Source organism: Chitinophaga sp. OAE865 (assembly GCF_040546735.1).
GTDB lineage: Bacteria > Bacteroidota > Bacteroidia > Chitinophagales > Chitinophagaceae > Chitinophaga > Chitinophaga polysaccharea_A.
This window is the reverse complement of record NZ_JBEPOF010000001.1, coordinates 2195448-2221152: the sequence shown is the minus strand read 5'-3', so window position 1 is coordinate 2221152 and position 25705 is coordinate 2195448. Positions and strand designations below refer to the sequence as shown.

Genomic DNA, 25705 nt, shown 5'->3' with positions numbered 1-25705 from the left:
TATTAAAAGTAGGCAGTAACAATGCGAGGCAATGTTATGGACGCCGGCCCGGGCTTCGTTGTTTATTTTGAGATACCGTTGTTTGATTTTGGGGTTTTACGTATTGTCCTTCCTTTAATCCAGCCGACAAAAGAATATCCTCTGGAATGTTGGTGTTGAGTAGAACCATACCATCAGTTAATTTTGGCAAGAGCTTCGTACGTATCATTTCTTCCATCTTTTTATGGCCTTCCGGATGATCCAGAATTTGCTGAAGCGTGACGGTCTTAAAATCGAAAGATGTATACTCAATACTGTCTGTCGCGCCTATTACGAATGCTGTAACCATTTTCTTTTCCATTCTTTCTTGTTCCTTCCCCTCGAGATGTTTTTCTAAAAGGTCGCCGATATAAAGCTCGAGATCCATTTCCAGTGAGCGGGGCTCTTCACCTGAGAGGGACGAAATGATGGGCGGAAGCTGCCGGCACCATTGCTCAGCTTCATTTAACAATGGTCTGAGCTGTGGGTCTACAATACCGTAGTCAAGTCCACCACCGTTTCCGTTGTCGCTGACCATACACACTTTCTTACCGTTTATGTATAAGTTTGCACTAAAGGCATTTGAGTCATCGCTTAGGGTCGGCGAATACTTTATATTTTTAAGTTCTATATCCATATGAATAGCTTTGGCGTAATGAAATAGAAGGGCAGAATAAACTGTCCTAAATGACCAGCCAGCACAGAGCCTAAAGGCCTTTCCCTTTTTTCCTTTTATGTTGTTGTAATTTCAATAGATGCTTTGCCCCCCGAAAAGCATACTTGTTTACTGTATCCTTTAGCGGGAGCGATGTTGACGATAGCTGGTATAGCTGATGGTGGATAGGCATGCCATCTGCAGAAAACAGCTTAAGCTGCCCCTGAAAAGGATCGACGGATACCCGGACTGGTTGACCATTATTGAGAATCACAGAGCCCATTCGGCCATTTTTTATATCATTTAGTGCTGCATCAATTTCTGTTTTGCCACAAGGTAGCAGCTGCAAAAGCCTTTTTAACTGGCTACTGGCGATACCCTTGTCGGAACGAAATTGCAACGCCCCTGGTTGATCCGGATCAGGGACAGCATGCATCCACTGTCCGACCATTTCAGATTGGTCTTTATAGAACAACACGTTTCCGGTCATCAATTGATAGCCCTGCATAATGTTAATATAAATTGGAAGGATTAACTTCTCCGATGTTAATGAGTTCAAGTAGTCCCAGGTCTCATTATCGATTATGCCGCCGAAATCCGGGCTTTCTGCCCAATATTTTAACTGAATCTGAGAAGATACATTACGTCCGAAAGGTTCATCAGCAAGCACATACTGAAGCTGCTCGACGATACGCTCTACCTCTTCAACAAAGCGAGGTTCCTCGCCATCAACATGTTTGTAGTGGCTATCCTCGTCTTGCCAATTTATTTGTTTCATTTCCTGTTGGAGCACCGATGTATCCACACCGTTGTAAACCCCATCTATTATCGGCGGCGTAGCGGTAAGTTTCACCTTGTAATTGTCCATTTGATAGGTGCCACCTTTTTTTAATAAGGGAATAGTGACCGTCATAATTCCTTCCGGCATGACTTTATGGTGAACAAGTTGGAAGTCCCCTTCGGAATATGCAAGCATTCGCTTAAGGTATAAGGGCGAAGAAAAGCCGATATCCTCCAATTTCGCCATATACTGATCGAATCTTCCAGACAAGAGTTGGTAGCAGAATCTTATATTCTCTATATGTGGTTCCTTCGCCGTAAAATGTTGTTCGGTAACGTATTTTTTTTTGAGGTCGTCCAAGTTTGGATCATACAGGCCGGTGCCGGTCCAGTGTTTTATGCTCAGCAAGTCAAAGGCATTACGCCCCTTTTGGCCGGCATGCTCAAGAGCTATCATCTTCCTAAATAGCTCTTTTTTATAGGGGCTTCCTATAGGCAATTCCCTCATTACATTTCCCCAATTTACAGTTGCCATTGATCTGTCCAGGGATAATACATCAATTCCAGAAATATGCTCAGTCGGTAAAATAATGGGCCTCGTAAATCTTGCTGTATACTCAGAAAGGTCCCATTCTCCTGTATCGCCATCCTGCTGGCAATGCAGCTGCATATCCAATCTGCCATCGGCAAATTTGATAGGGCAGGTTAGGGTAAAATATGGTGTCCCCAATGACACCAGGTAGTCAACCTGTTCGAATAACCGCCGGTTATCAATCCCTAAAGCTTTCAAATTCCTTATAAGGAAACGGTCTGGTTCTGGCATATATTGATGTCATTTAATAATATTAGTCCTTGGCCTATTATTCCAAGCGTATTAATTCATGGTTTGATGTATTGCCTTAAAAATGTGATAGGCAATTTGGGGAACTTATCGCATTTCCCAAGTTATTGTCACTCTCTTTCCTCCACTTGAAAAGCTAATGCCCTTCGAGATGTCTTGATTTTCAAACGAGGAATCAGCGCACAGCCGGCATAGACGTCGTGCATGGAACCTAGCAAGTCAACTCAATATCCCCAGCCTTAACCAGATCTTCAACGAAAGACTCATAGTCGGTAGCTCTGATATCGATATTACGAGCGATGACGGCCCGCCTGGCGTAGTCAAACATATATTGTCTTGTCGATTCAGATCTAAATATTGCCGTATCGTTAAGACGTTCTACTAATTCCTGGCATGAGGCGACCTCAATTACCTGCTTGTCGTCATCATATTTTACAATAACCTTCATATCCGAAATATTTGTTTTCTTTGGTTGAAATATCTTTTTTGATCTGCAGTCAGGATGTTGTTTAGTTTGGTTACTAAGCCGATTCCTGATCTGTTTATTATTGCATCGCAGATCATTATCCAGTGGGAAATCTTCTCAAAATCAATAGTGCCGCTATGCTGTCGGAACTCAATTGTTCCGTGACGCTGGTAACTACCGGCGTTAAGCTTAAAATGGCGATCCTGCTGGGTAACACTATTATGTAAAGCAGCTACATCTCCTGCACGATCAATGGCAGCAAATGCCTCATTTTTGCTAGTGAAATGATGAAGCATACTTTTACAATAGTGATTATTGCTGGCTCTTCTGCTTCCAGGCATGATACTATCGATATCCGTTTCAAGGTTTATATAGTTTTTAAAGAGATTCCGCCAATCCGTAATCGTCAGACGCCTGGCATTAAAATGAATATGGAGTCCACAGCTCTTATTCACCCTGGCACCTGCTTCCCCTAGTATGTTACAAACCCTTTCTACCTCCTGAAGCCCTGCTTGTCCCCTGAGTATGGGGCTAATTAGCTCAAAGCGATCTTCTCCGGAAATAGAGGAATCGTTTACGACTTTCCAATATGAAACCGTTATTCTATTCCTGGCTTCAGCTTTTGCCTGAATACCTGCATCTCTAAGCAATCCGGAAAGTCTGCCTCTTCTGATACCGAACGATTCGATTTCGATTCCAAACTCTCTATCGAAAACTTGATTATTTACCCGCGTCCTTGTTTCCAGTCCGAAATGTCGCTTGTAGATATTATGCGCCCAGCCGAAGTTGCCTCCACAGATCATTTGTGCCACATCACGACGCGTATGCCCCAAATCATATAGCCGGCGGGCCTTTTCGGCCTTTGTTAACTCAGCGGATAAAATTTCTTCGGCAGTCATGTCTCATTTCCATAAAGTGCAATTCCAGATGTTGGGTTTCATTTTACCTTCTTATTTTTCGTTCGTATTTGCGAATGGCTTTGAAGATGGTATAAGCTATTTTGAGGGACTACGGCATTGCCCAATGCTTTAATACTGTCGTTTCTCCATTTCGGGAAGGTAATACCCGTCAGAGCTTTACCGAGTTCGTTAAAAAAGGTACTAGGGTCCAGTCCGGAGGAAACCCCATCATTTCCGCAACAAATTGTGGGTTCAGTTTCCGGGAAACCGTCCCATCTTTGGTTTCGATAATTCCAGGAATACTTCTGGCCGCCAACGGTCTTTGCTCTGGATTCAGATAGAATTCCCGGGCGTGTTGCCCCTTCCAGTCTCTGGAAGCTGGCGTCGGCAGTAGCCTCACCAGTAAAGCCAGGCCAATGCTCGCCGTGCTTCCGTTTTTTATGACTTTCCTGGCCTTGCACCCCGAAATCCGGATGGTCTCTCCTTCGCCGAGGATTTCCCTCAGATGACAGTCCGATGCTATAGGCGTTGGAAGCAGCTGCCTCTGTACCATTTCCATCAGACTTGTTCCGAAACCGTTGCCATTGATGCCTTTGGCCTTGAGCTTTGCTCGCCTGTTGGTGATTTTCTGTAAATCCGTTGCTCCCGTATCCATCGCCACAGGCGTAGGCAATAAACCAGACGCGCTCCCGTCGGTGGGGAGCACCGATGCCTGCAGCAGGAAGTACGAACGGTTGTACAAAGTATCCCTCAGTTTCCAGGTCAGCTTGCACCTCTTCGAATACCAGACCTTCATTCCAACTAACAATGCCGCGAACGTTTTCGCCCACGACCCACCTGGGTCTAATCTGCTTAATTGCTTTAAGCATGAAAGGCCACAGGTGGCGGTCATCCTCTTTCCCTTTTCTCTTTCCGGCAACGCTGAAGGGCTGACAAGGGAATCCTCCGGTAAGGATATCGATCTGCCCTCTGTGGCAGCTGAAATCTGTTTGTTTGATGTCCCCATAGCGTAAAGATTTTGGGAAGTGAAAATTTAGTAGCAGTTGGCAGAATGTGTCTATTTCACAATGGAATACATTTTCCCATCCCATCCACTCTGCTGCCAGATCAAAACCACCGATCCCACTGAAAAGGGAACCGTGCCTGATAATTGTTCTTTCAGCCATTTAAAACCGCTTTTGTATAAAAAATACAGAAGCCCGGCTTGTCCTGGAATCAGGTGTTATTACGGGAACAAAAGTCTGATAGACGGAAGTTAGAAAGTATTACTATCGTATTAGGTAATAAAAATAGTTACAGGAATCTACTGTGCGGGAATGGGTTATTGTACGCGGACTTAATGGAAAAAGTTTATTTTGCATTTTCAAGCAGTGGCACTTCACTAAACAGGATCTAAATGCTTTGGTACCTCTATATTATATTGATTCTAAGTAGCGTCATTATAGGGCTTGTTAGACGGAAGTGTCTAAGCCCCTCTGTCAAACTGAATTTAGCACTTGTTATAGTGGCTCTATCTGTTGAGGTATTGAAGAAATTCCTAAATGAATTTCAGATTTATTTTACTGAGCATGTCTATATGCGTCTAGAATTACTCTTCTGGTTTTACTATTATTATTTAATATTAGCGACAAACAAAAGGTTAATACTTTTTGGAGGATTGTTGTTCTTTACAGCATTTATGCTCATTATAAATTTATTCTTTGAAACAGACACCTGGGGTTCGAATTATTATGACTTTTTGATTTTATCGGTCTGTGTCTCAATCTGGACTGGAATATTTTTTAGCGAGATAATGTTTAAACCTATACGCTATTCAATGAGGTATGACGGTAACTTCTGGATAAATTGCGGTAATTTTATATTTTACCCAGGATTAGTATTTGCGTTTGGCTTCCGAAATTATTTTAAGGATACATCATTTGTAATTGATCAATTGCTTACTGTTATGACGCGCTACCTAAATCTTTTGCTTTATGTATTTTATGGAATTGCATTTTTTATGGAACGAAATGTCAAAGCAGAATCTTTAGGAAATTCTGAAAACGCCATTGCCGAATAGTCTCTCTACACAATTTTAATGCTGTTTCTTATATTCTTTTTCTCTCTAATATCTCCTATGAAATTAAGCCGTGAATTAGTTACATTGATACTTGAAAATAATGCAGATTGGTCTACAACACCACAAGGGCTCTTAGATATCATCATTATGATCGATCATCTTTCAAATAAAAGCCCGGCATTAGCAAATTGGAATATTCCAGAGGTTACAGAGACCGCAGTGGAGCTTGGCGATAGTTTTTTAAAAGCTATCCCATTAAAGATTGCACCTTACAATAGTTTCTATGAGCTGAGTAAAACGTATATCCCCGGAGACCATCTACGACGAAAAATGGCTGCCATGATAAAGATGATCGATGAGGATCAACAGCTTCATAAGCTTGCTGAAGAAACAGGAATTATACCAAGTGGGGAAACTTTACTGGTAGAAAAAGCAATGAGAATACTGGTAAATAATGTTATTGATAAATGGAGTGTATATGTTGATTTTAGTGATTGAAAGCTATAAATTATGATGGTTTTAGAATTGATGTATCTACAATAATTAAATTGTATTTCCTTCTTACTCAATTTACTGATAAAGCTCAGGTTTTTATCTGTAAAAAAAGGTGCATAAAAAAAATACGTGGAAACTCGTATTTTTTATCCGAAAAATTGATGAATCTTTGCATCTGAAAATTGCAGCCCCTTTCACTTATCCCAACCCATTTAAACAAAAGGCTACGATATTCCTGACCGCTGTTATTTTAGCTGGTAGCAGCGGTTCTTTTAGTTATCTCCCCTCATAAAAAAGGCCCCAAACAATTTCCCTCCCTATTGCACCATGTCACTGCAATCAACGGGGCTTTTTTTTATTTTTCTTTCCTCTTGATCCAGTTTTCTCTATCTATCCAGAAAGCTGATGCGGGGTTTTCCTCTACCAGGCAGGGGAAATTTCCCCTGACCAAATTCCGGTGTTCTCCTATCAATCAGATTAAAAACATTTCGAACCTTTGCATCGACAATAGGCAGTAAAGGTTTCAATTATCCTTTGCAATAAATGTTTCGTTCAAACTTCATTTTACTGCCTAACAAAAATAATTTGACTTTTTGAATCACTTTTCCATGCATTGAACGGTTTAAAGTCCGCTCATGAAGTCCCTTTTAATGCTCGTAAATCTAGCCGGACGATTATCATTATCAAGAATAAAGACAACTTTATGAGAACCTTTTTGCTCAGTTTTAGCCTGTATTTTCTATTGCTATTTATCGCCTTAATATTTTGTTTCTCGTTGCATGCACAAGAAAACTCCGATGCCAGGTATGCGACCATGTATCTTAATGACCGGACCTCTGAATTGGATAAATATTTAAAAAGATCAAAATCAATCGAACAAAAATTATTGAGGCGCCTGAAGAAAAAAGAAGAAAGATTTATGAAGAGTCTTGAAGGAAAGGATTCTCTGGCATATCAGCACTACCTGAATATGCCTATGACTTACGATTCTATATCTTCTTTATCCCTGGATATTGTTGCATCAAACAAAAGGCAAGCTAGTCGGAATCCTACAATAGATAGCTTGAAAGGCATACAACAATTTATAGTCAAACAAAGTGGTAAACTGAATACGATGGCAGATCTTTCCGATAAAGAATTGCCCGGTGCTGAGTATGCTTCGAAGATTGCTGAACTCGAATCCAAGTTGAATGCCGAACAACAGATAAGAGATTTGATCCAACAACGCAGCCAGGCATTGGAGCAAATGGCCGGCGGTAAAAACATAGCCTGTCTGCAAAGCATTCAAAAAGAAGTGTACTATGCCAAGGAGAAAATGAAAGCCTGGCGGGAGCTGGCCGATGATCCGGATAAAGCAGAAGAACAAGCTATGGAGTACCTGCAGGGCGTTGAAGGATTTGGAAATTACTTAAATGCAAACAAGGGTGCGTTTGGGGGTTTGGGTGCAAGTGCAACAGCTGCCGACCTGCAAAGTATGGGTTACCAGACCAAAGATCAAATGGGCAAGATGCTTCAGGAGAAATTTGGTGGTAACCTGCAGGCGGTACAGCAAAGCATGGGCAAGCAGGTGCAGCAGTTCAGTGAAAAGCTGAACGAGGTGAACGATAAGGTGAACGAAGGGAAGGCCGCGCTGAACGAAGCGAAACTAGGGCTTGGCGAAGCTAAGGCAGCTAAAGACAAATTAAAACGTATCGAAAAACCTAGCTTCAAGAAAAACCCGGAACGAGCAAAGCCCTTCTTGCAACGGCTGGAGACGCAATACAATTTCCAGACCACGAGAGCCACACCCGATGGTTTGCGACCGGCCATGCTCGAGCTGGGCGCTTCGGTAGCATTTAAACATACCCCTAAACTAAGCTATGGTATCGGTGTCGGCACCAGTATCGGCTTGGGTCCGAACTGGCAAAATATAAAACTTAGCTATGAAGGTGTCAGTACAAGGGCTTATGCCGATTGGCTCCTGATTTATGGCTTCAGCGCGCAAGTGGGTTATGAGCAGATTTTCCGGCCTGTGAACCGTCCCTATCTTAAGGAGCAGGCCGATCCCGAGAATCCAAATCCGCAACAAAGCGACAATGCCCTGAAAGTCGCATTCGGCGGGCAGCAGCATGTGGCTTATGCAGGTATTATGAAGCGCTACCGTATCAGCAATAAGTGGAGCGGTACCTTCCTGGCAGGCTATAATTTTTTATGGAGAGACAACTATTTAAAATCACCATTTATACTTCGATTCGGCTGGGGGAAATAAACATCCGTTGCTCCGTCAACTGATGGCGGACCTCATATATACCTTTGTTCACTCCAAATGAATAGAGTGGTTAGCAATAAACCATTTTCAAGATCACAACAAATCAACAATCATATGAATCCATTAAAACATTGGCTCCGAAAAATGGCACTCTTCATCGTGAGCCTTATGCTTGGGTATCCCCATCAAACCCATGGTCAACGACCACTTGATAAGGTAGAGCGAATTATACCTCCAGATCCAGAAGCCGGAAATCTCGGAAGATATGGAAACTATAATTTGAATCTTTCCTCTGGACAGGTCGACATTTCGATTCCGCTGCATGAAGTGAGCGGTATCAGACTTAAGTATCCACTTTCCTTATCTTATGACCACAAAGGAATAAGGGTACAAGAACGAGCAACAAGCGCCGGCATGAACTGGAACTTCAATGCTGCCAGCGTAATTACGAGAACCGTTAATGGCCTTCCAGATGATCGCCCATCGTTGGGGTACAATGACAACTATCAGAAAGTTACAGATGCCCTTAGTGTTCCAGCAATGTATTCACCCACTAGTATGATCACAGACCCACTGTATAAGGCGACAACAGGTCTGATTGATCTATCACCAGACGAGTTCTCTTTTACAATCAATGGTAGAAGTGGGAAGTTCTATTATGATCCTGCTAATGGACAATATTATACAATGCCCTACTCAAAACTTTCGATACGAAGGATTAATTCGCCTGAATCCTTCGAAGTTACCGATGAAGAGGGCTTTCAGTATATATTTGATAGAACTTCTGAACTGGACTATCACTTCATTTCAAGTGGTGGCGAAAATGAATCTAATGGTCACTATACCTCCCAATGGTATTTGACAAGAATCTTAGGCCCAGATGGCGCACAAGAGTTTGAGTTTTCGTATGTGGATGATCAATTTCTAAATCAAGTTCCGATAACCTCTTATTCCCAAGCCTGGTTAGTGCAGGCTAATGCAGTTGGAAGTTGCAGTGGAAATTATTCGCCTATAATGATCAACGAAGGAGGCTCCACAACGTATAATACAATTGATTACCACAGTCTTCTAATTAGTGAAATTAGAAGTTCTCTAGAACGCGTCGCTATAAAATATAAGCCAAGATCAGACCAATCTTTAGCTTTAGACTCGGTACTTATCCAAAAGAATAACCTAAATAATTTTGGAATCAAGCATGCATGGAAATTTTACCAAAGCTATTATTCCGGTGCCGGAAAGCTTAGGCTTGACTCACTATCCCATTTTATGTCTGGAGAGAAGATAGGCGGATATCAATTGTCATATATACCAGGACAAATCCCAAATCAGGATAGTAAAGCAATAGATCACTGGGGTTTCTACAATGGGGCAAACAATACCACTCTTTTTCCATATATGTGGTACGGAAGTCAATATATTGGTTCGGCGAATCGGGAGCCGTCAATATCAACTGCCAATGGGATATTAAAAACAATCACCTATCCCACTGGTGGCACTACAGAATTTGAATTCGAATTAAATGACTATGGAAGTATGTATAATCCTTCCGGTGGGGTCCTGCAACCGGTTTCCCAACCAATATACACAAATTTTGCAAATACAGTAATAAGAAGAACTACAACTGACGGGGCAGGGTCGACAACATATTCATTTACTTTGGATACTACTACCGTAGTGCGGTTTGACACCAAAAGAGATAACTGCAACGGGAATCCGCCAAATGGCGGAAACAATTGCACTATCGAACCGTGTATGACCCAGATGATTATTACTAAACCCGGAGGTGCAACAATAAATATAAGTGGACCTGTAGTAAATCCCCAAACTCAATTCTTAGAATTAAATCCTGGAACCTACACGCTAACTATTTCAACAGCAGAAGCGCTTGACTATGGATACGTTTACATTAATTACAAAAAGAAAACCGGATATACACAAAAACTGTATTCCGGAGGATTGAGGGTTAAGAGAATAAAAAATTTCGACGCATTTGGGGGCGTAAACATAAAACGTTTCAGTTATTTGGACATTAGCGACCCAAATAGGTCTTCTGGAGTTATTCAAGCATTACCTCTTTACACCTTCGTTTCCACAACTTGGGCTGATTGTAATACTGGAAGCACACTCCCTGGATGTAACTCCCAAAGGATTTATCTGAATTTATCGAGCAACAGCAATACACCTATTACATTTTCGGATGGTAGCACGGTCGGCTATTCTCGAGTAATAGAGTATGATGGAGAAAATGGTGAAGGCGGTTATATCGATCATAGATTCTCGATGGCAGGCGATGCAACACTACAGCTTTTCCCTTATCCTGCTGCAACATCAAATCAATGGAAACGTGGCCTTCCCATTCACACATTATACTTCAACAAAGATGATCGAATAATTAAAGAAGAAATCAAAGAATATACTTTTGATGCAACAGATAATTTTCACGAAATAAAAGGAGCAAAAGGTGGTTTTAGTTCATATTGCGCTGCAAATGTTACAGGGACAAAAATAAATTTTGGATTTACGAACTACAACTCCCAATGGTTTTATTTAAGCAAAGAAAAGACCTTAACCTATCCAGATGACAATATTCCTAATCCAGTAGTTGAAGAAATCAATTACTCTTATAGTCCATTAAGCCTCCTGCCGATAAGTATCCGACAAGAACAAAGTGATGGCTCAATCAAAGAGATTAGAAAAAAATATACAAGTGATTATTCTACATCACCAGGCAGTATTGAACCTATGGCAAATGCTCTAAATAAGATGCTGCAAAAGAATATGCTCAACAACGTGATTGAAGAAGTAACGATCGTAAACAGAGACGGCATTGACCAAGTTCAAGCTGCTATTTTAAACACTTTTAAGGAATTCAAACCAGGAAAGATATATCCCTGGCAAATTTATTCATTAGAATTGGAGCAGCCCAATACAGGAGCTTTATTAAGCTGGATTTCCAATAATGTGTTCGATTTTGATAACCGGTTTGTAAAAAAACTTGAATGCAATGCCTACAACTATTCTGGAAAGCTTACCGAAGCTGTGGATCAAACCAACATTCCTTACACTATCATTTATGATCTTACCGGGGTATTCCCAATGGCTTATGTAAAAAATGCCAAGTCCAACCAAATTCAATACAATGGATTTGAGGATTTAGCGTCCAGTCCTACGATCTCACAGGTGAAATTCGGCAGATACGCAAATTATGGTACTCAGACCATTCCAGGAGGAAGTTTAATTCCAGGGGAGTATTTAATTGGGTGGTGGAAGTACAATGGCAGCGATTGGGAGTATAAAACCAATACTTTTTATCACAATGGCATCACCGACATTGTTGGCGGCGATGGTTCCATAATGGATGAACTATCAGTCAGGCCGGCATCATCTCAGCTCAACACTTTTACTTTCAACTATGGCATTGGGCTTACCAGTAAGACCCAGGACAATGGGTATGGATATAAATGTGATTTTGACCTGCTTGGTCGATTAATTTTTACAAAAGATCACAATGATAATATCATAAAAGGCTATATCTATAAATCTCAAGGCCCTCAATAAAAAAAACAAACATGAAAACGAATTTCAAATTTCTATCTGCCATACTGTGGCTCTGTATAGAATGTACGACATTATTTGGGCAGCCTGCTTCTTCACCTCAGGCAAACATTCCGGAGAATACTCCGTCGAATCCGATGACAGTAAGTTACCCTGGACTAAAGGATTACACCGGACTGACCAGATAAAATTATATAAGAACAATAACGCCTGAGACCCCTTTTAAGATTTGGCCTGTACATTATCTCCATAATCAAAAGACCAATTATTATGATGGATTAGGGAGGTTGCTACAATCGGTAGAACAAAATGCCCATCCTTCTGGATATGACATTGTTCAACACCATGTATATGATTCAACTGGCAAAGAGGTGTATCAATATCTACCATTTGCCAATCCTCTCAATATAATATCCGGGTATTTTGTTCCAAACCCTAAAACTAAACTTAGGGCCTTTTATGACCAAGCGGGTCCCGATGAAGAACCCTATAGCAAGACTATTTATGATAACTCACCAATTAATAGAACACTTAAGTCTCTGGCTCCTGGCAAAAGTTGGGTAGGAACCGGACGCGGCATAGTAACCCACTACAGGGGCAATGAAGATACCGAGGGAGTAAAAATCTGGACAATCGGCGAAGCAAGTGACGCAGTTCCTGTAAATACAGGAACCTACAAGGCTTATAATTTGTATGTCACCGAATCGACTGATGAAGATGGTTCAACGGTGATTGAGTACAAAGATAAAAATGGTAAAGTCATTTTATCTAAATCGCGTCTAAATAATGGAACGAATAATCCTCATCTTGGATACGCAGCAACCTATTTTGTTTATGACGATAAAGGACAACTTCGTTACACCATCCCACCAAAGGCTGTGCAGGCAATCGAAAGTTCCTGGAATGTTGCATCAGTGCCAGAGCTTTGTTTCAGCTACTATTATGACAAAAAAGGAAGGGTGGTCGAAAGGAAAATACCAGGAAAGGGAGTTGAATATTTAATTTATGACTTAAGGGATAGGGTTTGTATGACTCAGGATGCTAATCAACGAGCCAAAAATCTTGTAGCCTTTACTTTTTACGATGTACTTGATCGTCCACTTGTTTCAGGAATGGCAGAGGCTTCCGTCAGTCGGGAACAACTGGTAAGCTATGTTGAAGATAACACGACTTATCCAAATACAGATTTCCTCTACTACATAAAAACGTACAATTTATATCATGTTTATCCGCCTAGTAATTTAGCTGGCTGCAAGTTCCTCTCTTACTATTACTACGATGATTATGATCAATTGCCATCCTACGCGTTTGATCAGTCTCAGTTTTCGAACCAGCTCCCTGCAACAAGCACAAAACCTTTTGTAGTCGAACCCAAAGTTTGCAAAAGCACGAAAGGAAAACTTACAGGTTCGAAAGTCCGGGTTTTAAATCCCGAATCGCCTGATTCAGAAATGTGGCTAAATACTGTAAATTACTTTGATGACCAAGGACAGATAATCCAAACATTTAGTCAAAACCATTTAGGTGGCGTAGACATTACGTCGAATATATATTCCTTCCAGGGAGATATTTGGAAATCAATTTTACGTCATCAGAATCCTGGTTCTGAACCAGTTCCTGGTGCAAATGGTCCAGGAATTAAGGATTTTAAAATCGTAAAGACATATGAAAGGAATTACGGTTTAAATGGTGGGACAAATAGGGTTTGGCAGATCAATCAGCAGATCAACGATGGACCTATTTTCAACTTGGTAAATTATGACTATGACCATTTAGGTAGGGTAACTATTAAGGATTTTAGAGCGGGAATAGTGCGTCAGGACTACAATATCAGAGGAATGCTTTCACGTATTATTGCTGAAAACCATAGCGTTTCACCTTTTGCGCCGATATTCGAGGAAAACATCAGCTACGACAAAGGTTTCAAAAGTAAACTTTATAATGGAAATATAGCCGGAATAGTCTGGAGTGGCTCAGATGCAATAAAAAAAGCCTATGGCTACAGCTATGATAAGGTCAACAGAGTAACCCATGCCCAATACAATCAGTATGATGGCTCTCAGTGGACGAATGATCCAGTAGATCTTACCGCATCTAATATGTCGTATGATTTCAATGGTAATCTACTTACTATGAATCAACGGGGCGGAGATCCTTCAGGCGCAAGTTCTTCCTTTAATATGGATATTCTCAGTTATGATTATTATCCAAACTCCAACCAGCTTAAAACAGTTGAAGATGCTGGCTCTTCAGATAATTCTTTCCCCGATTTTAAGAACAATGTGACGGGCGCAGAAGAGTACAAATATGATCAAAATGGAAATCTCACCAATGACGAGAACAAAAAAATAACTTCCATTACTTACAATGACCTTAACAACATTGAGGAGATTGTTGTAGGCGCACAGGGTAAGGTGATTTATACATATGACGCCACTGGTAATAAACTAAGGAAAAAGATCCTAAATGACGGGCAGGCCATTACATATGATTATGTTGGCGACGTCGTTTATAAGGACAAAGTTTTGCAATACATTTCGAATGAGGAAGGAAAAGCTAGACCCATCGCTAATACTAACACTGCCAACCTTACCAAATTTGTCTACGACTATTTCGTCAAAGACCATTTAGGAAATGTTAGAAGCACAATTACTGCCACTCCTATAAATCCAAGTTATCTAGCCAAACATGAAATCTCTTTAGCCAATGTTGAGCAATTGGTTTTTGATAACATACCGAATGTTAGGGACCTAAAGCCAGGAAGTACAAATCCGGATGATAATATGGCCGCAGGACTAGTTGCAGAAGATCCTGCAAAACGTGTTGGCACTGCCATTATGCTTAGGGTACTACCAGGCGATAAATTTACTATTGGGGCAGACTCTTATTATGAAGGTGATTTTAATCCCGGAGAATCAATTTCTGGCAATGAGGTTGTAGAATCAGTTATGGGTGCTTTGATGGGAGGAAACACTTATGATGGTGTACCACTTAATGAACTTCCAGATAATATCAGAACTGTCAAAGAAATTTTCACAAACCCCTCACTTGGTGGGATTATTGAAACACTACCTGTTGAAGACGCTGATCCTGCCGCTCCCAAAGCTTATCTCAACTATCTGTTTTTTAACGAAAAGATGGAGCTTATATCTGAAATAAGTGGTCGTATCCAGGTACCCCAAGGAACAGGTACCACGGGGTTTCAAAGTAAGACTAAAGGTATTTGCAACTGTACTGGAATCGGGCCAGGATTCCCTGGTTATGTAGTAATATATGTCGACAACCAAAGCATTGGAAAAAAAGTTTGGTTTGACAATATTCATCTTGAACATTATACAAGTAACGTTTTATCAGAGGACCATTACTACCCCTATGGGTTAACCCTAAATACCCTTAATAATCCTACAACCAATGTAGAACAACCTATAAAATATCAAGGCATTGAGTTAGAACGGAATTTGAACCTTGAAACATACGAAACGCACTATAGAGCCCTTGATCCTCAAATAGGTCGATTCAGACAAGTTGACCCCAAAGCAGAAGCGACAAGTAGCATTAGTCCATATGCCTCTATGGATGATAATCCTGTTTCAAAAATTGATCCATTGGGAGATAAGGCTCGGGATGATGACACAAAGCTAGGGGTTGTAGATCGGACGATATTTGGAGTTATGAGCGCGATTGGAATGGTAGGAAGACAGCTTTCTATGCCTACTCATGAACGTGCTCCCAAAACTAGTAAAGAAGCAGTTTCGAGGTTCAATCGTGATTTCGTTAAGGGGATTGATATGATTATGCTATTGTCGACTCCTTATCTTGCTCTTGAGTCTTCTCCAAGTTCAGTAGCTAAATCAGAAAATACAATTCTTGCTAGTGATTTAAGAATCGCAGAACAATCTGCAGGAACAATCGCATCCGGAGCAAAATCCAGTTTCCAAGTTGTTCAATACGCTGAAGGTACCTTTTCGATCTGGAATTGGTCAGGTTATCCGGAAGGTCTACCAAAGCCCAAAGGCCCTTTTAGACTGTTATACGGTGAGGAGTATACTGCCGCGAGGGCAGCTGCAAACAAGGCAAATAAGGCCCTCAACAGTACCTTAGACTTGGCAAAAAAAGAAGTTGACATTCATGAAGTAATTCCTGTTAAATTTGGAGGCTCGCCAACTAATGTGCAAAATAAAGTATTTTTGGAAGCCAGTTTTCATCGGAAACAGGTAACTCCATGGTGGAATAGAATTCAAAAAAGTATCGAAAAGAAACCTTAAAATATGAATAGTCAAACGAAAGAATTGCTTAAACAAGTAATTAGTAATGCTAAACCAGTTTCATTAAATGAGATCGAAGCGTTTGAAAAAAAACAAGGTCTAATATTCCCCAATGATTTGAAAAACGCATTGGTCGAAATTCATGCTGGCAAAGGAGAAGTTGGCAAAAATGGTTATTTAGATCTTTTCCCAATCAATGAATTGGAAGAAATGAACGAGGCGTATGAATTTGTTATGGAACAAATCCCTGATTACTATTTGTTTGCAAAGGATGCAGCAGATACTGGATATGCATTTCACAAACAAAAGCACAGTTATCATGCTTTTGGTTTAATGTCAAATTTTGAATTCGATACTTTGGATAATTATGGCAGTACTTTCGATGAGTTTATTAGTTCTTTAGATACTGAATACGAATAATTCCTGAGGCGAATCAGTAAACTTAGATGAGGCACTTAACCCTTCCTTGTCTAAGTTTGGGTTCGTCTGAGAATATTTTCCAAATCTCTTGAACTTTTGTTATACCGCTTTCTCAATTGCGACTTTGTCCGCCAAGAACATCCTTTTATCCATCTCACACTAAGTTAGAGGCTACAAATTTCTGGTTTAGATTCGATAGTGGTTCGCTCGGCAATAACTCTAAGTGATGACTTAGTTTGTCTGGCATTAATTACCTGTCTTCTTTTCCATCAAAGTCGATAGATTCTAATTCAATAAAACAGGATTAAGGCTATGAAGTACACGTGTGTTCTATTAGTTTCAATTTTCACCGCTTACACCCAGTTTGCATATTCGCAACAATCCATTTGGGATGGCGGTAAAGAAAAAATGACGGCAATCAGAGAAAAAGGTACAAAGCAGGTAAGTAAAATAAAGCAATGGAAAAAACACGTCCAGGAATGGGGGCTCGATCCGAAGTATAACCATGCCTTGTCGATCGGCATACGCCTGAATACAAACGGATGGAGTGGCGATGCGTATTACCTGAAGCAGCAATCGGCAGGAAAGAGAACAATCTGGCAATTGCATTTCTCCGGTCTGCTGCATGAAAAGGAAATAAAGCAGCAGCGAACGGGTACTACTTATAATTATCTTACCAAAAATACGGCATACAGCCTGGGCAAAATCAACAATGCTTATACCCTACAATTGGGTTATGGCCAGGAACAGATGCTATTTCCTGCATTGTTGGATGGAAACCTGTCTTTAAGTCTTCGGTATACCGCAGGACCTGCGCTGGCTATGCTGAAACCTTATTATCTAAAAATGTTGTATGTGGAGTATACACCAGAAGAGCACTCCTATATGCTGGTCGAACGATTTTCAAAAGATAATGCAGATCATTTCCTGAACCCTTCATATATACTGGGCAGTGAAAAATGGAGCAAGGGCCTTGGTGAGACGCGCTTTGTCCCGGGCTTGTTTGCCGAACTTGCTATCGCCCTGGAACCGGAGAAACCGAAGTCATTTGTGAAAACCATCACCATTGGTGGCAATGCTGCTTTTTATAGCTCTAAAATTGAAATTATGGCCGAACGTAAGTCCTATTCTTACCAGGCGTCCTTCTTTGTTGGACTGTCCTTCGGCAAGCGCTGGAAATAATATTTCATACTCAAATTTTTCGCTTTGCGTCGATCATTCAAAATACTGTTCCTGTCATGGGTTCTGGCTATCTGTTGCTTTGTAAAGGCTTTCAGTCAGGTTGCCGAACAGTATAACCGTTTCCAGTATCATAAGTACAAATGGAAGGTGCTTTCGGTAGATGCATACCGCATTTGCTTTCCTGTGGGTTATGATAGCCTGGCCAGCTTTGCTTCCGTTCAGCTGCCGGGTATTATGGCCGGGGTAAAAAAAAATATGGGCAGCACCGTAAGGGAAACACCCAATATTATCCTGTATCCTTCAGCTGATCAGTTATACGAAAGTAATATCGGTTTATATGAAGCAGGTGTACAAACTTTCCCGACCATTTATTTAAAAGGTAACAGGATGATGGTGGCTTTCGGTGGCTCCTACGCCCGTTTCCGGGAGCAGCTTTCGGAAGCCTGGGTAAGGATGGCCTGGGAGGAGCAGTTCAAGAGCGACCTGGAAGAACAGGCATTGGCAAAGAAAGCACTGGTACCCGCCTGGTTCAAAGAAGGGGCTATTGCCTGGTTTGCCTATGACTGGCGCATTGAGGATGAAGATGCGCTATACAGATCGCTTGCCGGAACTACAGGTTGGGCTTCGCTTTCAACGGACCAACCCCGGCTGGCAGGACAAGCCTTCTGTTATTTCCTGGCACAAAAATATCGTCCGGATGCAGCCCGGCAGATCCTGTTCCAGTTGCGCAGCGGCAAGTCGCTGAGCCGTGCCGTGCGCCTGATCGCCAAACGTCCGCTTGATACCCTTACCGCGCAGTGTTATTCCTTTTTCTTTGACCGTCTGCCGCAGCAAAACGCGGTAACCGATAGCATCGGGGATATCCTTAAAATAATACATGCCGGCAGCCGGCTGATCAACCTGCAATACAGCACCGACGGCAAACAGCTCGCTTACATTACAGAGCGGGACCATAAACGTAAAGTATACATTACCACAACAGATCGGCTGCAACAACAACGGAAGAAAGGCAGGGCGACAGCGGTTTATACCCTGCCACCCTGGCTTTCGGAACATAGCGCCGATCCCTATCCTTTACTGCACTGGTCGGAATCCGAAAAAAAATGGTATACCGTTTTACCGGAACAGGGATGGATACAGGTAAAACGATACCATGCCGGCGGGGCTTATGCCGACCGCAGGAAATTGTATGGTGTGGACGGCGTCAGTACCCTGCAGACCTGGAGCCGGGATCGCTGGCTGTTTGCGGCTTACCGAAGGGCTAAGAGCGATATTGTGCTGTATGATGCCGGCAAGCTCCGTTTCACCCCGCTTACCGACGATCCGGAGGATAATACGGACCTGGTTGCCGATCGCAGCCAGGCCCTATTGATATACCGCTCCGGTTACCCGGCCGATAGCCTCTACCACAGGGATACTGCTACCAAAGCTTATGGCGTCTATACCAAAGCGATCAGCGAAGACCTGAAAAATACCGCGAAGGCTGATGAAACTTTATGGCTGAAAGATGCTGCATATGTAAACTGGCGGCCGCAGCAAATGGTAGAGGACGGTAAGCTAAGCTTACAACAAACCATTGACGGTACTACGCATAATGATACCCTGATGGCAAAAGAGGCGGCACCTGACCTGAATAGCCAGGCGCCGGCGCCCTGGCTGCGCGATTACAGGAAGGATAAACATGTTAAAGACAGCATTGCTGCATTGGAACAAAAATGGAAAAAGGAAGAGGAGTCATCTATACTGGGATCTGTATTAAAAGGGAATAGCAGCAGGGAGCAGGTACAGCAGCAAAAGGATAGCCTGGCCATAGCCCTGGCTTACAGCCCGAAGAAAGTAAGGCCTTATATCCTGCAGTTGTACAGTGCCTATTTTTCGGCGCGCATCAATAACGATTATTACATCAACCGGCTGCAACCCTACCAGAACTACCTGGGTACTTTTAAGTTCCCGGATGTCGGCGCCATGGTTAAGGGAGGCTTTAGCGATCTGTTCGACAACCATCATTTTAATATCGGCTATCGCATGCCTGCAGGATCGGAAGGCAGTGATTTCTTTTTCCGGTATGAAAATACAGCGAGGAAACTGGACTGGCATGTGCTGTTTTTCCGCAAAGTAGAAAGCCTGCAACCCGATCCGCAACGCGACTGGAAAGATGAGCAGGACAGGCCTTACCCACACCAGGCTAAAGTGAAGACGCATTATTATGAGCTGGGTTTCCATTATCCCATACGGTACGACTGGTCGCTGGACTTTACGGCTGCCGCGCGCCGCGACCGGACGGTATTCCTGGCCTCAGACCGTTATAGCCTCAATTATGAAGCCCTGCAAACCTGGTGGAACATCGATAACATGACCCTCTCGGTAAACAAGTTGCATCCAACCATCCCATTTTTATACCGGGGATGGGAAGCGAAGCTTTTAGTGGATGGTATGGTTGCTACCGGTAAAAAGGCGACTATCCTTTATGGCTCAACGTTCCGTTTCAGTTGGCATCAGCCTTTGTTCCGCGATATCAATCTTGTGCTCAGCGGCAATGCAGGTCATAGCGGCGGCCAGAGTAAAATACTCTACGACTTCGGCGGGATCGATAACAATATCGTTCCGCGGACCGATACTTCCGTGCGCTTTGCGCAGGATGCTCCTTATGCTTTTCAATCGCTGGTCACACCTTTCCGTGGTTACAGGCAGAACAGCCTGTATGGCAGCAGCTACGCCCTGTTGAACATCGATCTTTATATCCCCTTGTTCAGCAAACTGATTCCATTGCGAACGTCTTTTTCTGCGTTGAATCAGTTACAACTGGGGCTGTTTACCGATATCGCGGCTACAGCAGGCGACCGGGCTGCTTTACCTCCCAGGCCCAGCCACCTGCAGTCATTCGGTTGCAGCGCAAGAACGATGCTGGCCGGCTATCCTATCCGCTTCGACCTGGCCTGGCCACAGGAAGGTTTTTCTGCGAAACCGGTTTGGTACCTGGCTTTTACATTTAAATAAGGTCGTTAAGCTTCGGTCACCACATCATGTATTAATATTTTCAAAACACCATGAAATTTTTCAAACGCCTATTTAAAAAGAATGTAGACTCTTCCACGCAACAACTAAATACCCTAATACAACACAGGTGGAGCCTAAAGAAAATTAACACAAATGGCCACCCAACAATCATTATGAAAAATGAAAGTTTTGTGACCACCTATGGTTTTATAAAGGAGTATCCGATTAATTGTATCCTCGCTTTTAAGCTTCAATTGCCAAGAGAGGATGGGCTTCCGAATCTCATGAAGGAACCACGACTGAAGAAATTGGATAACGAGTTGTTCGAAGTTTTTGAATCCGATATGCAAGCGGTAATCAGTGCAATTATAACTACCCAAGGGGTTAGACAGTATATCTTATATCTGAAGGACCTGGAAGAGTTTACTCAACGCTTTTCAAGAATCCAGTTTCTTTTTAAAGAATATAGGATTATGACCTGCAATGAATTTGATCCATACTGGCAAAATTACTATTCCATTGAATAGCGCAAAATATTGATTTACGCCTTTTGAAGGGTTATTAAGGTTTTTCTTCTTCTGCTGGTGGAGCTGGCTGTAGATCAGGCTTAATCAGCGCTGTATCTGGTTGTTTAATAATATCTTTATCAGGAGTATCTTCAGGTTGGGATGGGGGACTCGTAGTCTCAAGGTTTGCGATAGTTGTTTTGTTGATCTCAAGCTTGTTGTCAGATTGATTTTTCATCAGAAAAGATTTTTGGGATTAAATAGATAGAGGGTGATTATAATTGAAAAATGAAATAACTAAAATTTCTCGAGAAATGGAAATTTCGATTACATGTTCTAATATTTGGAAATGCCCAATGTGAAGAAATGTTCTAATAAGTTATCTTTAACTTTCTTATCTGTTCCTGTTTTTCTTCAAAATTATGTTGTCTACTACGGGAAGAGCATTTCGGCCATCACTCCCGGACCATGAATATTTCTTTAAAACATGGCAACCATTCTCCGAAAAAATGGGAGTGATAATTTTGTCAATAATATCATCTTCAAAATACTTTCCAGAAAATCTTTTATCAACCTTCGATTAAATGAGTTATTTTTTATCATATTGTCTAATCTTTTTATTGATTAATCCATTCGTCAGAAGTTATATTTTTCCTCTCGCTTACGGAATGCATCCTCTCCACCTTCGAGAATATCGCACACGTGCTCACGGATGCCCATCTGATACAAAACACCTGTTTCTTTATCCTTTTTGAAAGAGTTTTCGAGGGCGCCGCTCACGTACTCAAATTGATAAAAGCGATTCCCTTTGCCTTTTTCCTGGCCTAATTGGTTTGCCACAATCACCTGTTCAGCGTCAGTAGAGACTACAAGGTTTGCGTTATGGGTGACAATCAGGATCTGCCGTTGAATTTTTTTGTCTTTCATGAACTGGTTAAGCTCATTGAAGATAGTGCGGTTATCTAGGTTATCCTCCGGCTGGTCAATCAATATAGGGTGTTCGGCATTACTTAGGTGCAATATTAGCTGCATCAACACGAGGCCGCGTTTACCCGGTGACATATCAATAATATCGTCGCCATTCTGCTTGATATTATATTTGAACGTGAAGTAATCGGCGAACAGCTTGAAGGCTGCATCCTGCGATACAATGCCAGACTTGAATTTGATGCCGTTTTTTTCGGGGCTTGAAATCTTGTCAAAGATATCTATCAAATGGTCGATATGGTTCGCGGCGTCATACACGTATTCATTCTTGTCGCTGAAATATTCGCCGAACAAGGTACGGAAATTCGCACGGTTATCCAACATATTGCCGAAGCCATTGGTAAAGTCTGTCACATTGAAAACCAACGCGGAATCTAGTTGCAAGTCACTGATTTGGCTCAGTTCCGGGCGCTGAAGTTCGGTTTCTATGACGTGGTACGAATTGTATAACAATTTATAATTCTCAACCAGTTCCTCTTTTTTCTTTTTCCCCGATGTAATGAGCTCCTGATTGGTCTTTTCTTTATCCGCGATGGATTTCAGTTTCGCTTCATCCGCCGCAAGTGTATCGGTAAGAGTCTTTAACAGGGTCTGATTGGTAATAAGTGTCAAAAAAGGTTGGAGGGTCGTCTGGATCGCTTCCAGTTTGACCTTCGACGTGGCGATCTGCCCTTCTAGGGCAGTGATCATAGCCTGGTGATGTGTCATCAGGCCATCAAAGAACTTTTCGGTCAGTTGTTTATCCCCCGCCGCAAAATCAATATAGGCGTGAGCAAAATAATCATTTTGGTATAACGCCCGCAGATCTTCTATCCCGCTTTCTATACCCATGATAGCAGACCGTTTTAGCGTTTCCAGTGATCCGAGATAATTTATTAGTTTTTCGATATAATCGTTGCCCCGGCTCACTTTTCCGTTGATCAGGTCACGCTTGGCGATCAGCGCTTCATAGCGCTTGTTTTGCTCTTCCGTAAATCCGGCTGTCTTTCTAAGCTCTTCAATATCTCTTTTTATTTTGGCTATGTTGGCGCTGATGGCGACCTTATCACCCAGCGCTTTTAATTCACCGGTAGCTGTCTTCAGTGTTTCGCGCAAAGCATACAAACCCGCAATATTGCCGGTAATACCGGTGTTGATGATCTGAATATCGGCTTTATATTTATCCCAAAGCGTTTTAAAACCTTTATTTTGCAACAGAATACTTTCGATCAGTTGCTTTAGTTTTTCTTCACCTTTTTCTTCTGCCAGATGATTGATAAACAATTGTGGAATGTAGGTGATCTGCCGTGTTTTCTGATCTGGGCCGTCGCTTAGCCGGTCGACATGGCCGTCCCGCCAGACCACTTCAAAATCAAAGGCCTTGATCTTTTTATGGAAATCATATGGCTTCTCTTTGACAACACCGCCTTTCTCAGCTACCTGGCCTGGATCGATGGCCTTGGCGATATGATGCAGCAGAATGGACTTCCCGGAAGATTTCCCGCCAATGATGGCATTCATATTAGTGTTCATTTCGATATAGTCCTGTCCGAAGTCTTTGGCAGCCGGGTCCATGATAAAACGTACCTTGTCGATCACCAGGTAATCGGTTCTCTCCTGGGGTTTATCTTCCTGGATGCGAACGCGGTCAATGGGCTCAAATATAAGTTGCTTTAAACCTTCAAAGGATGGATCGGCTTTCACCCAGGTGTACAGTTGTGTATTGCCATTTGAAGGATGCAGCAATGTTTTGATTTCATGGCAATCTGAACCCCATACGCAGGCTTTCAGGCTTCCAAAACGTATTTTCACTTCTTTTTCCGGTGTCTTTGCACGCTTGCCAACATAGAAATCAATGTCGTCCGGATCGTTGGAAAAAACCATATCTGTAAAATTGGTTAGATCTTCGCGAGTCAGCCCAACACGTGAGAACTGCCCTTCTTCGTCAAACCATTTCAAAGATTTAAGCGAGCCATGACCTTTTCCCGCAATTATTTTCACATACGGTTTTTTGCCGATCTGCTGGGATTCAAATATACCCAGAATGGCATCATGGGCACTTTTTATATCGCGCTGTTCGAGAGTTACGGTAGAGTAAGCCGCCTGATAGCATTTGTCTTTCTCAGCCTGTGGCAAGTGGGAATAATCCGCGGTGACGTTGATTGGTCCGTCATTGACGATCGCATGGCCGATAGCGAGCATGTTGCGCACCTTCAGTTTATAGGTGGCGCCGCGTGCGAGAACGCTCAACTGTTCCAAAAAATTTTCCTGGATAAAGTCAGGTGTGCAATGCTCTGGATCAAATAGGATATGGTAATTGATAGACTGATTGCTGCCAGTAAAGATATTCAACCTTAATTCGATTCCGGGAATAATATATACCTGCGTAGAATACCTGCCTACGCTCAAGGTATGGGTTGCCTTATCGTAATATTTGAGAAGTTCTCGATAACCATCGATAATAAAATAGTCTGCCAAAGCTATCACCGCTATCTGGTGTTTGTCGACAGCCTTAATCAGTTCTTCAACATAAATGTCAAAGTTATCAGGGAATCCGTTTAAATAGGATTTTGGTGTATGAACGTGCAGATCCCATCTGCGCCATTCGCTACCTTTTGCATATTCATTATAGTTCATTATACCGTGGAGGTTTATGTGTAATAACAAAACTACATTTTAGGTATTTGATTGCCAAAAGATCTATAATTATAACTGCCCTCCCAAAGGCAGCCTTTGGGAGATGGCCTGTTTACGCTCCGCGTACCATCATTGAAAACTGCTGGGAAGGCAAACCTGACCATACGTCCAATACTTGTGGGTTCAAATCCAATCCCTCTTCGCTGGAAGAAGGGAGTCATGATTAGTATTTTAAAGTCTCATTTCCCCTGGTCCTTTTTTTGAATGATTATCAATGTCGTTATTTTTTGGAATAATATGTTACAATTTGGAGATGAATTCAGGAAGCTATTCAAAGAATTTCCCACTCCCGGACAGTTTGAAAGTATAAGTTTTTATAAGTGTCTTCCCTTTGTTATCTTTTTATCTGGTTTTCCGTCCACTTTCTTATAGTGTTTTCAATTGATTTGTCAAGTTCAATACTTCCAATAAAGGTCAAAAGAGGTACAAGGGGTAGACAGGGCGCTGAACGTCGTTAATGGCGGCCTGGCAACATTTCGGCATTAACATGCTCTCAAGTACATTTCCGAACTGTGTTGTACGGCTTGAGTACAAAATTTAAGCAAACACTTTTACTCGTCACTATGAAATGTACTTTCACCTCCTATTTTCTTCTTCATTGTTATATTCCTTTCTCCTCTATTTTACCAAATACCTCTCCGCACAATCATTTACAA

The 25705-nt window shown here is 42.0% G+C and carries 16 protein-coding genes; 9 read left to right on the top strand and 7 right to left on the bottom strand.

Annotated features, from left to right (window positions below; all coding sequences use genetic code 11):
* Window positions 1–34 precede the first annotated feature (34 nt).
* The 5 genes from ABIE50_RS09080 to ABIE50_RS09060 all read right to left on the bottom strand — a co-directional run bounded on the left by ABIE50_RS09080 (window position 35) and on the right by ABIE50_RS09060 (window position 4825).
* Window positions 35–655: a hypothetical protein gene (locus ABIE50_RS09080; protein ID WP_209864334.1), complete on the bottom strand. Its 621-nt coding sequence runs from the start codon at window positions 653–655 to the stop codon at window positions 35–37.
* A 70-nt stretch (window positions 656–725) separates the two neighbouring features.
* The gene (locus ABIE50_RS09075) at window positions 726–2276 is read right to left on the bottom strand and encodes a hypothetical protein (protein ID WP_209864336.1); all 1551 of its coding nucleotides are present in this window, start codon (window positions 2274–2276) and stop codon (window positions 726–728) included.
* Between the two features lie 229 nt (window positions 2277–2505).
* Window positions 2506–2742 (bottom strand): hypothetical protein, encoded by a 237-nt coding sequence (locus ABIE50_RS09070; protein ID WP_209864339.1) that lies wholly within the window; start codon window positions 2740–2742, stop codon window positions 2506–2508.
* Window positions 2739–3659, bottom strand: a complete 921-nt coding sequence (locus tag ABIE50_RS09065) for an amidoligase family protein (RefSeq protein ID WP_209864341.1) — start codon at window positions 3657–3659, stop codon at window positions 2739–2741. Before ABIE50_RS09065 ends, ABIE50_RS09070 begins: the two co-directional genes overlap by 4 nt.
* 38 nt (window positions 3660–3697) lie before the next feature.
* Entirely contained in the window at window positions 3698–4825 is a 1128-nt protein-coding gene (locus ABIE50_RS09060) for a DNA cytosine methyltransferase (RefSeq protein ID WP_354027939.1), read from the bottom strand.
* A gap of 230 nt (window positions 4826–5055) precedes the next feature.
* Here ABIE50_RS09060 and ABIE50_RS09055 point away from each other — a divergent pair, with 230 nt between their 5' ends.
* The 9 genes from ABIE50_RS09055 (at window position 5056) to ABIE50_RS09015 (ending at window position 21407) form a co-directional block, all read left to right on the top strand.
* Window positions 5056–5718 carry a hypothetical protein gene (locus ABIE50_RS09055; RefSeq protein ID WP_209864346.1) on the top strand — a complete coding sequence of 221 codons (663 nt, stop codon included), beginning with the start codon at window positions 5056–5058 and terminating at the stop codon, window positions 5716–5718.
* Window positions 5719–5775: 57 nt separating this feature from the next.
* Window positions 5776–6216, top strand: coding sequence for a hypothetical protein (locus tag ABIE50_RS09050; protein WP_209864349.1), 441 nt, complete (start codon window positions 5776–5778; stop codon window positions 6214–6216).
* Between the two features lie 700 nt (window positions 6217–6916).
* The gene (locus tag ABIE50_RS09045) at window positions 6917–8461 is read left to right on the top strand and encodes a hypothetical protein (protein WP_209864352.1); all 1545 of its coding nucleotides are present in this window, start codon (window positions 6917–6919) and stop codon (window positions 8459–8461) included.
* Between the two features lie 114 nt (window positions 8462–8575).
* Window positions 8576–12019, top strand: coding sequence for a hypothetical protein (locus ABIE50_RS09040; protein WP_209864355.1), 3444 nt, complete (start codon window positions 8576–8578; stop codon window positions 12017–12019).
* 191 nt (window positions 12020–12210) lie between these two features.
* A complete protein-coding gene (locus tag ABIE50_RS09035; protein ID WP_354028283.1) occupies window positions 12211–16281 on the top strand; it encodes a DUF6443 domain-containing protein in 4071 nt (1356 codons plus the stop codon).
* Window positions 16282–16284: 3 nt separating this feature from the next.
* Entirely contained in the window at window positions 16285–16701 is a 417-nt protein-coding gene (locus tag ABIE50_RS09030; RefSeq protein WP_209864360.1) for an SMI1/KNR4 family protein, read from the top strand.
* 408 nt (window positions 16702–17109) lie between these two features.
* Window positions 17110–17883 carry a hypothetical protein gene (locus tag ABIE50_RS09025; protein ID WP_209864363.1) on the top strand — a complete coding sequence of 258 codons (774 nt, stop codon included), beginning with the start codon at window positions 17110–17112 and terminating at the stop codon, window positions 17881–17883.
* Between the two features lie 24 nt (window positions 17884–17907).
* On the top strand, window positions 17908–20880 hold the full coding sequence (locus ABIE50_RS09020; protein WP_209864365.1) for a BamA/TamA family outer membrane protein: 2973 nt from the start codon (window positions 17908–17910) through the stop codon (window positions 20878–20880).
* A 50-nt stretch (window positions 20881–20930) separates the two neighbouring features.
* Window positions 20931–21407, top strand: coding sequence for a DUF695 domain-containing protein (locus ABIE50_RS09015; RefSeq protein WP_209864367.1), 477 nt, complete (start codon window positions 20931–20933; stop codon window positions 21405–21407).
* Between the two features lie 34 nt (window positions 21408–21441).
* Here ABIE50_RS09015 and ABIE50_RS09010 read toward each other — a convergent pair whose 3' ends face one another.
* Together ABIE50_RS09010 and ABIE50_RS09005 are read right to left on the bottom strand one after the other, a co-directional pair.
* Complete coding sequence (locus ABIE50_RS09010) at window positions 21442–21624, bottom strand: hypothetical protein (protein ID WP_209864370.1); 183 nt, start codon at window positions 21622–21624, stop codon at window positions 21442–21444.
* A 398-nt stretch (window positions 21625–22022) separates the two neighbouring features.
* Complete coding sequence (locus ABIE50_RS09005; RefSeq protein ID WP_209864371.1) at window positions 22023–24989, bottom strand: TrlF family AAA-like ATPase; 2967 nt, start codon at window positions 24987–24989, stop codon at window positions 22023–22025.
* Window positions 24990–25705: the final 716 nt, after the last annotated feature.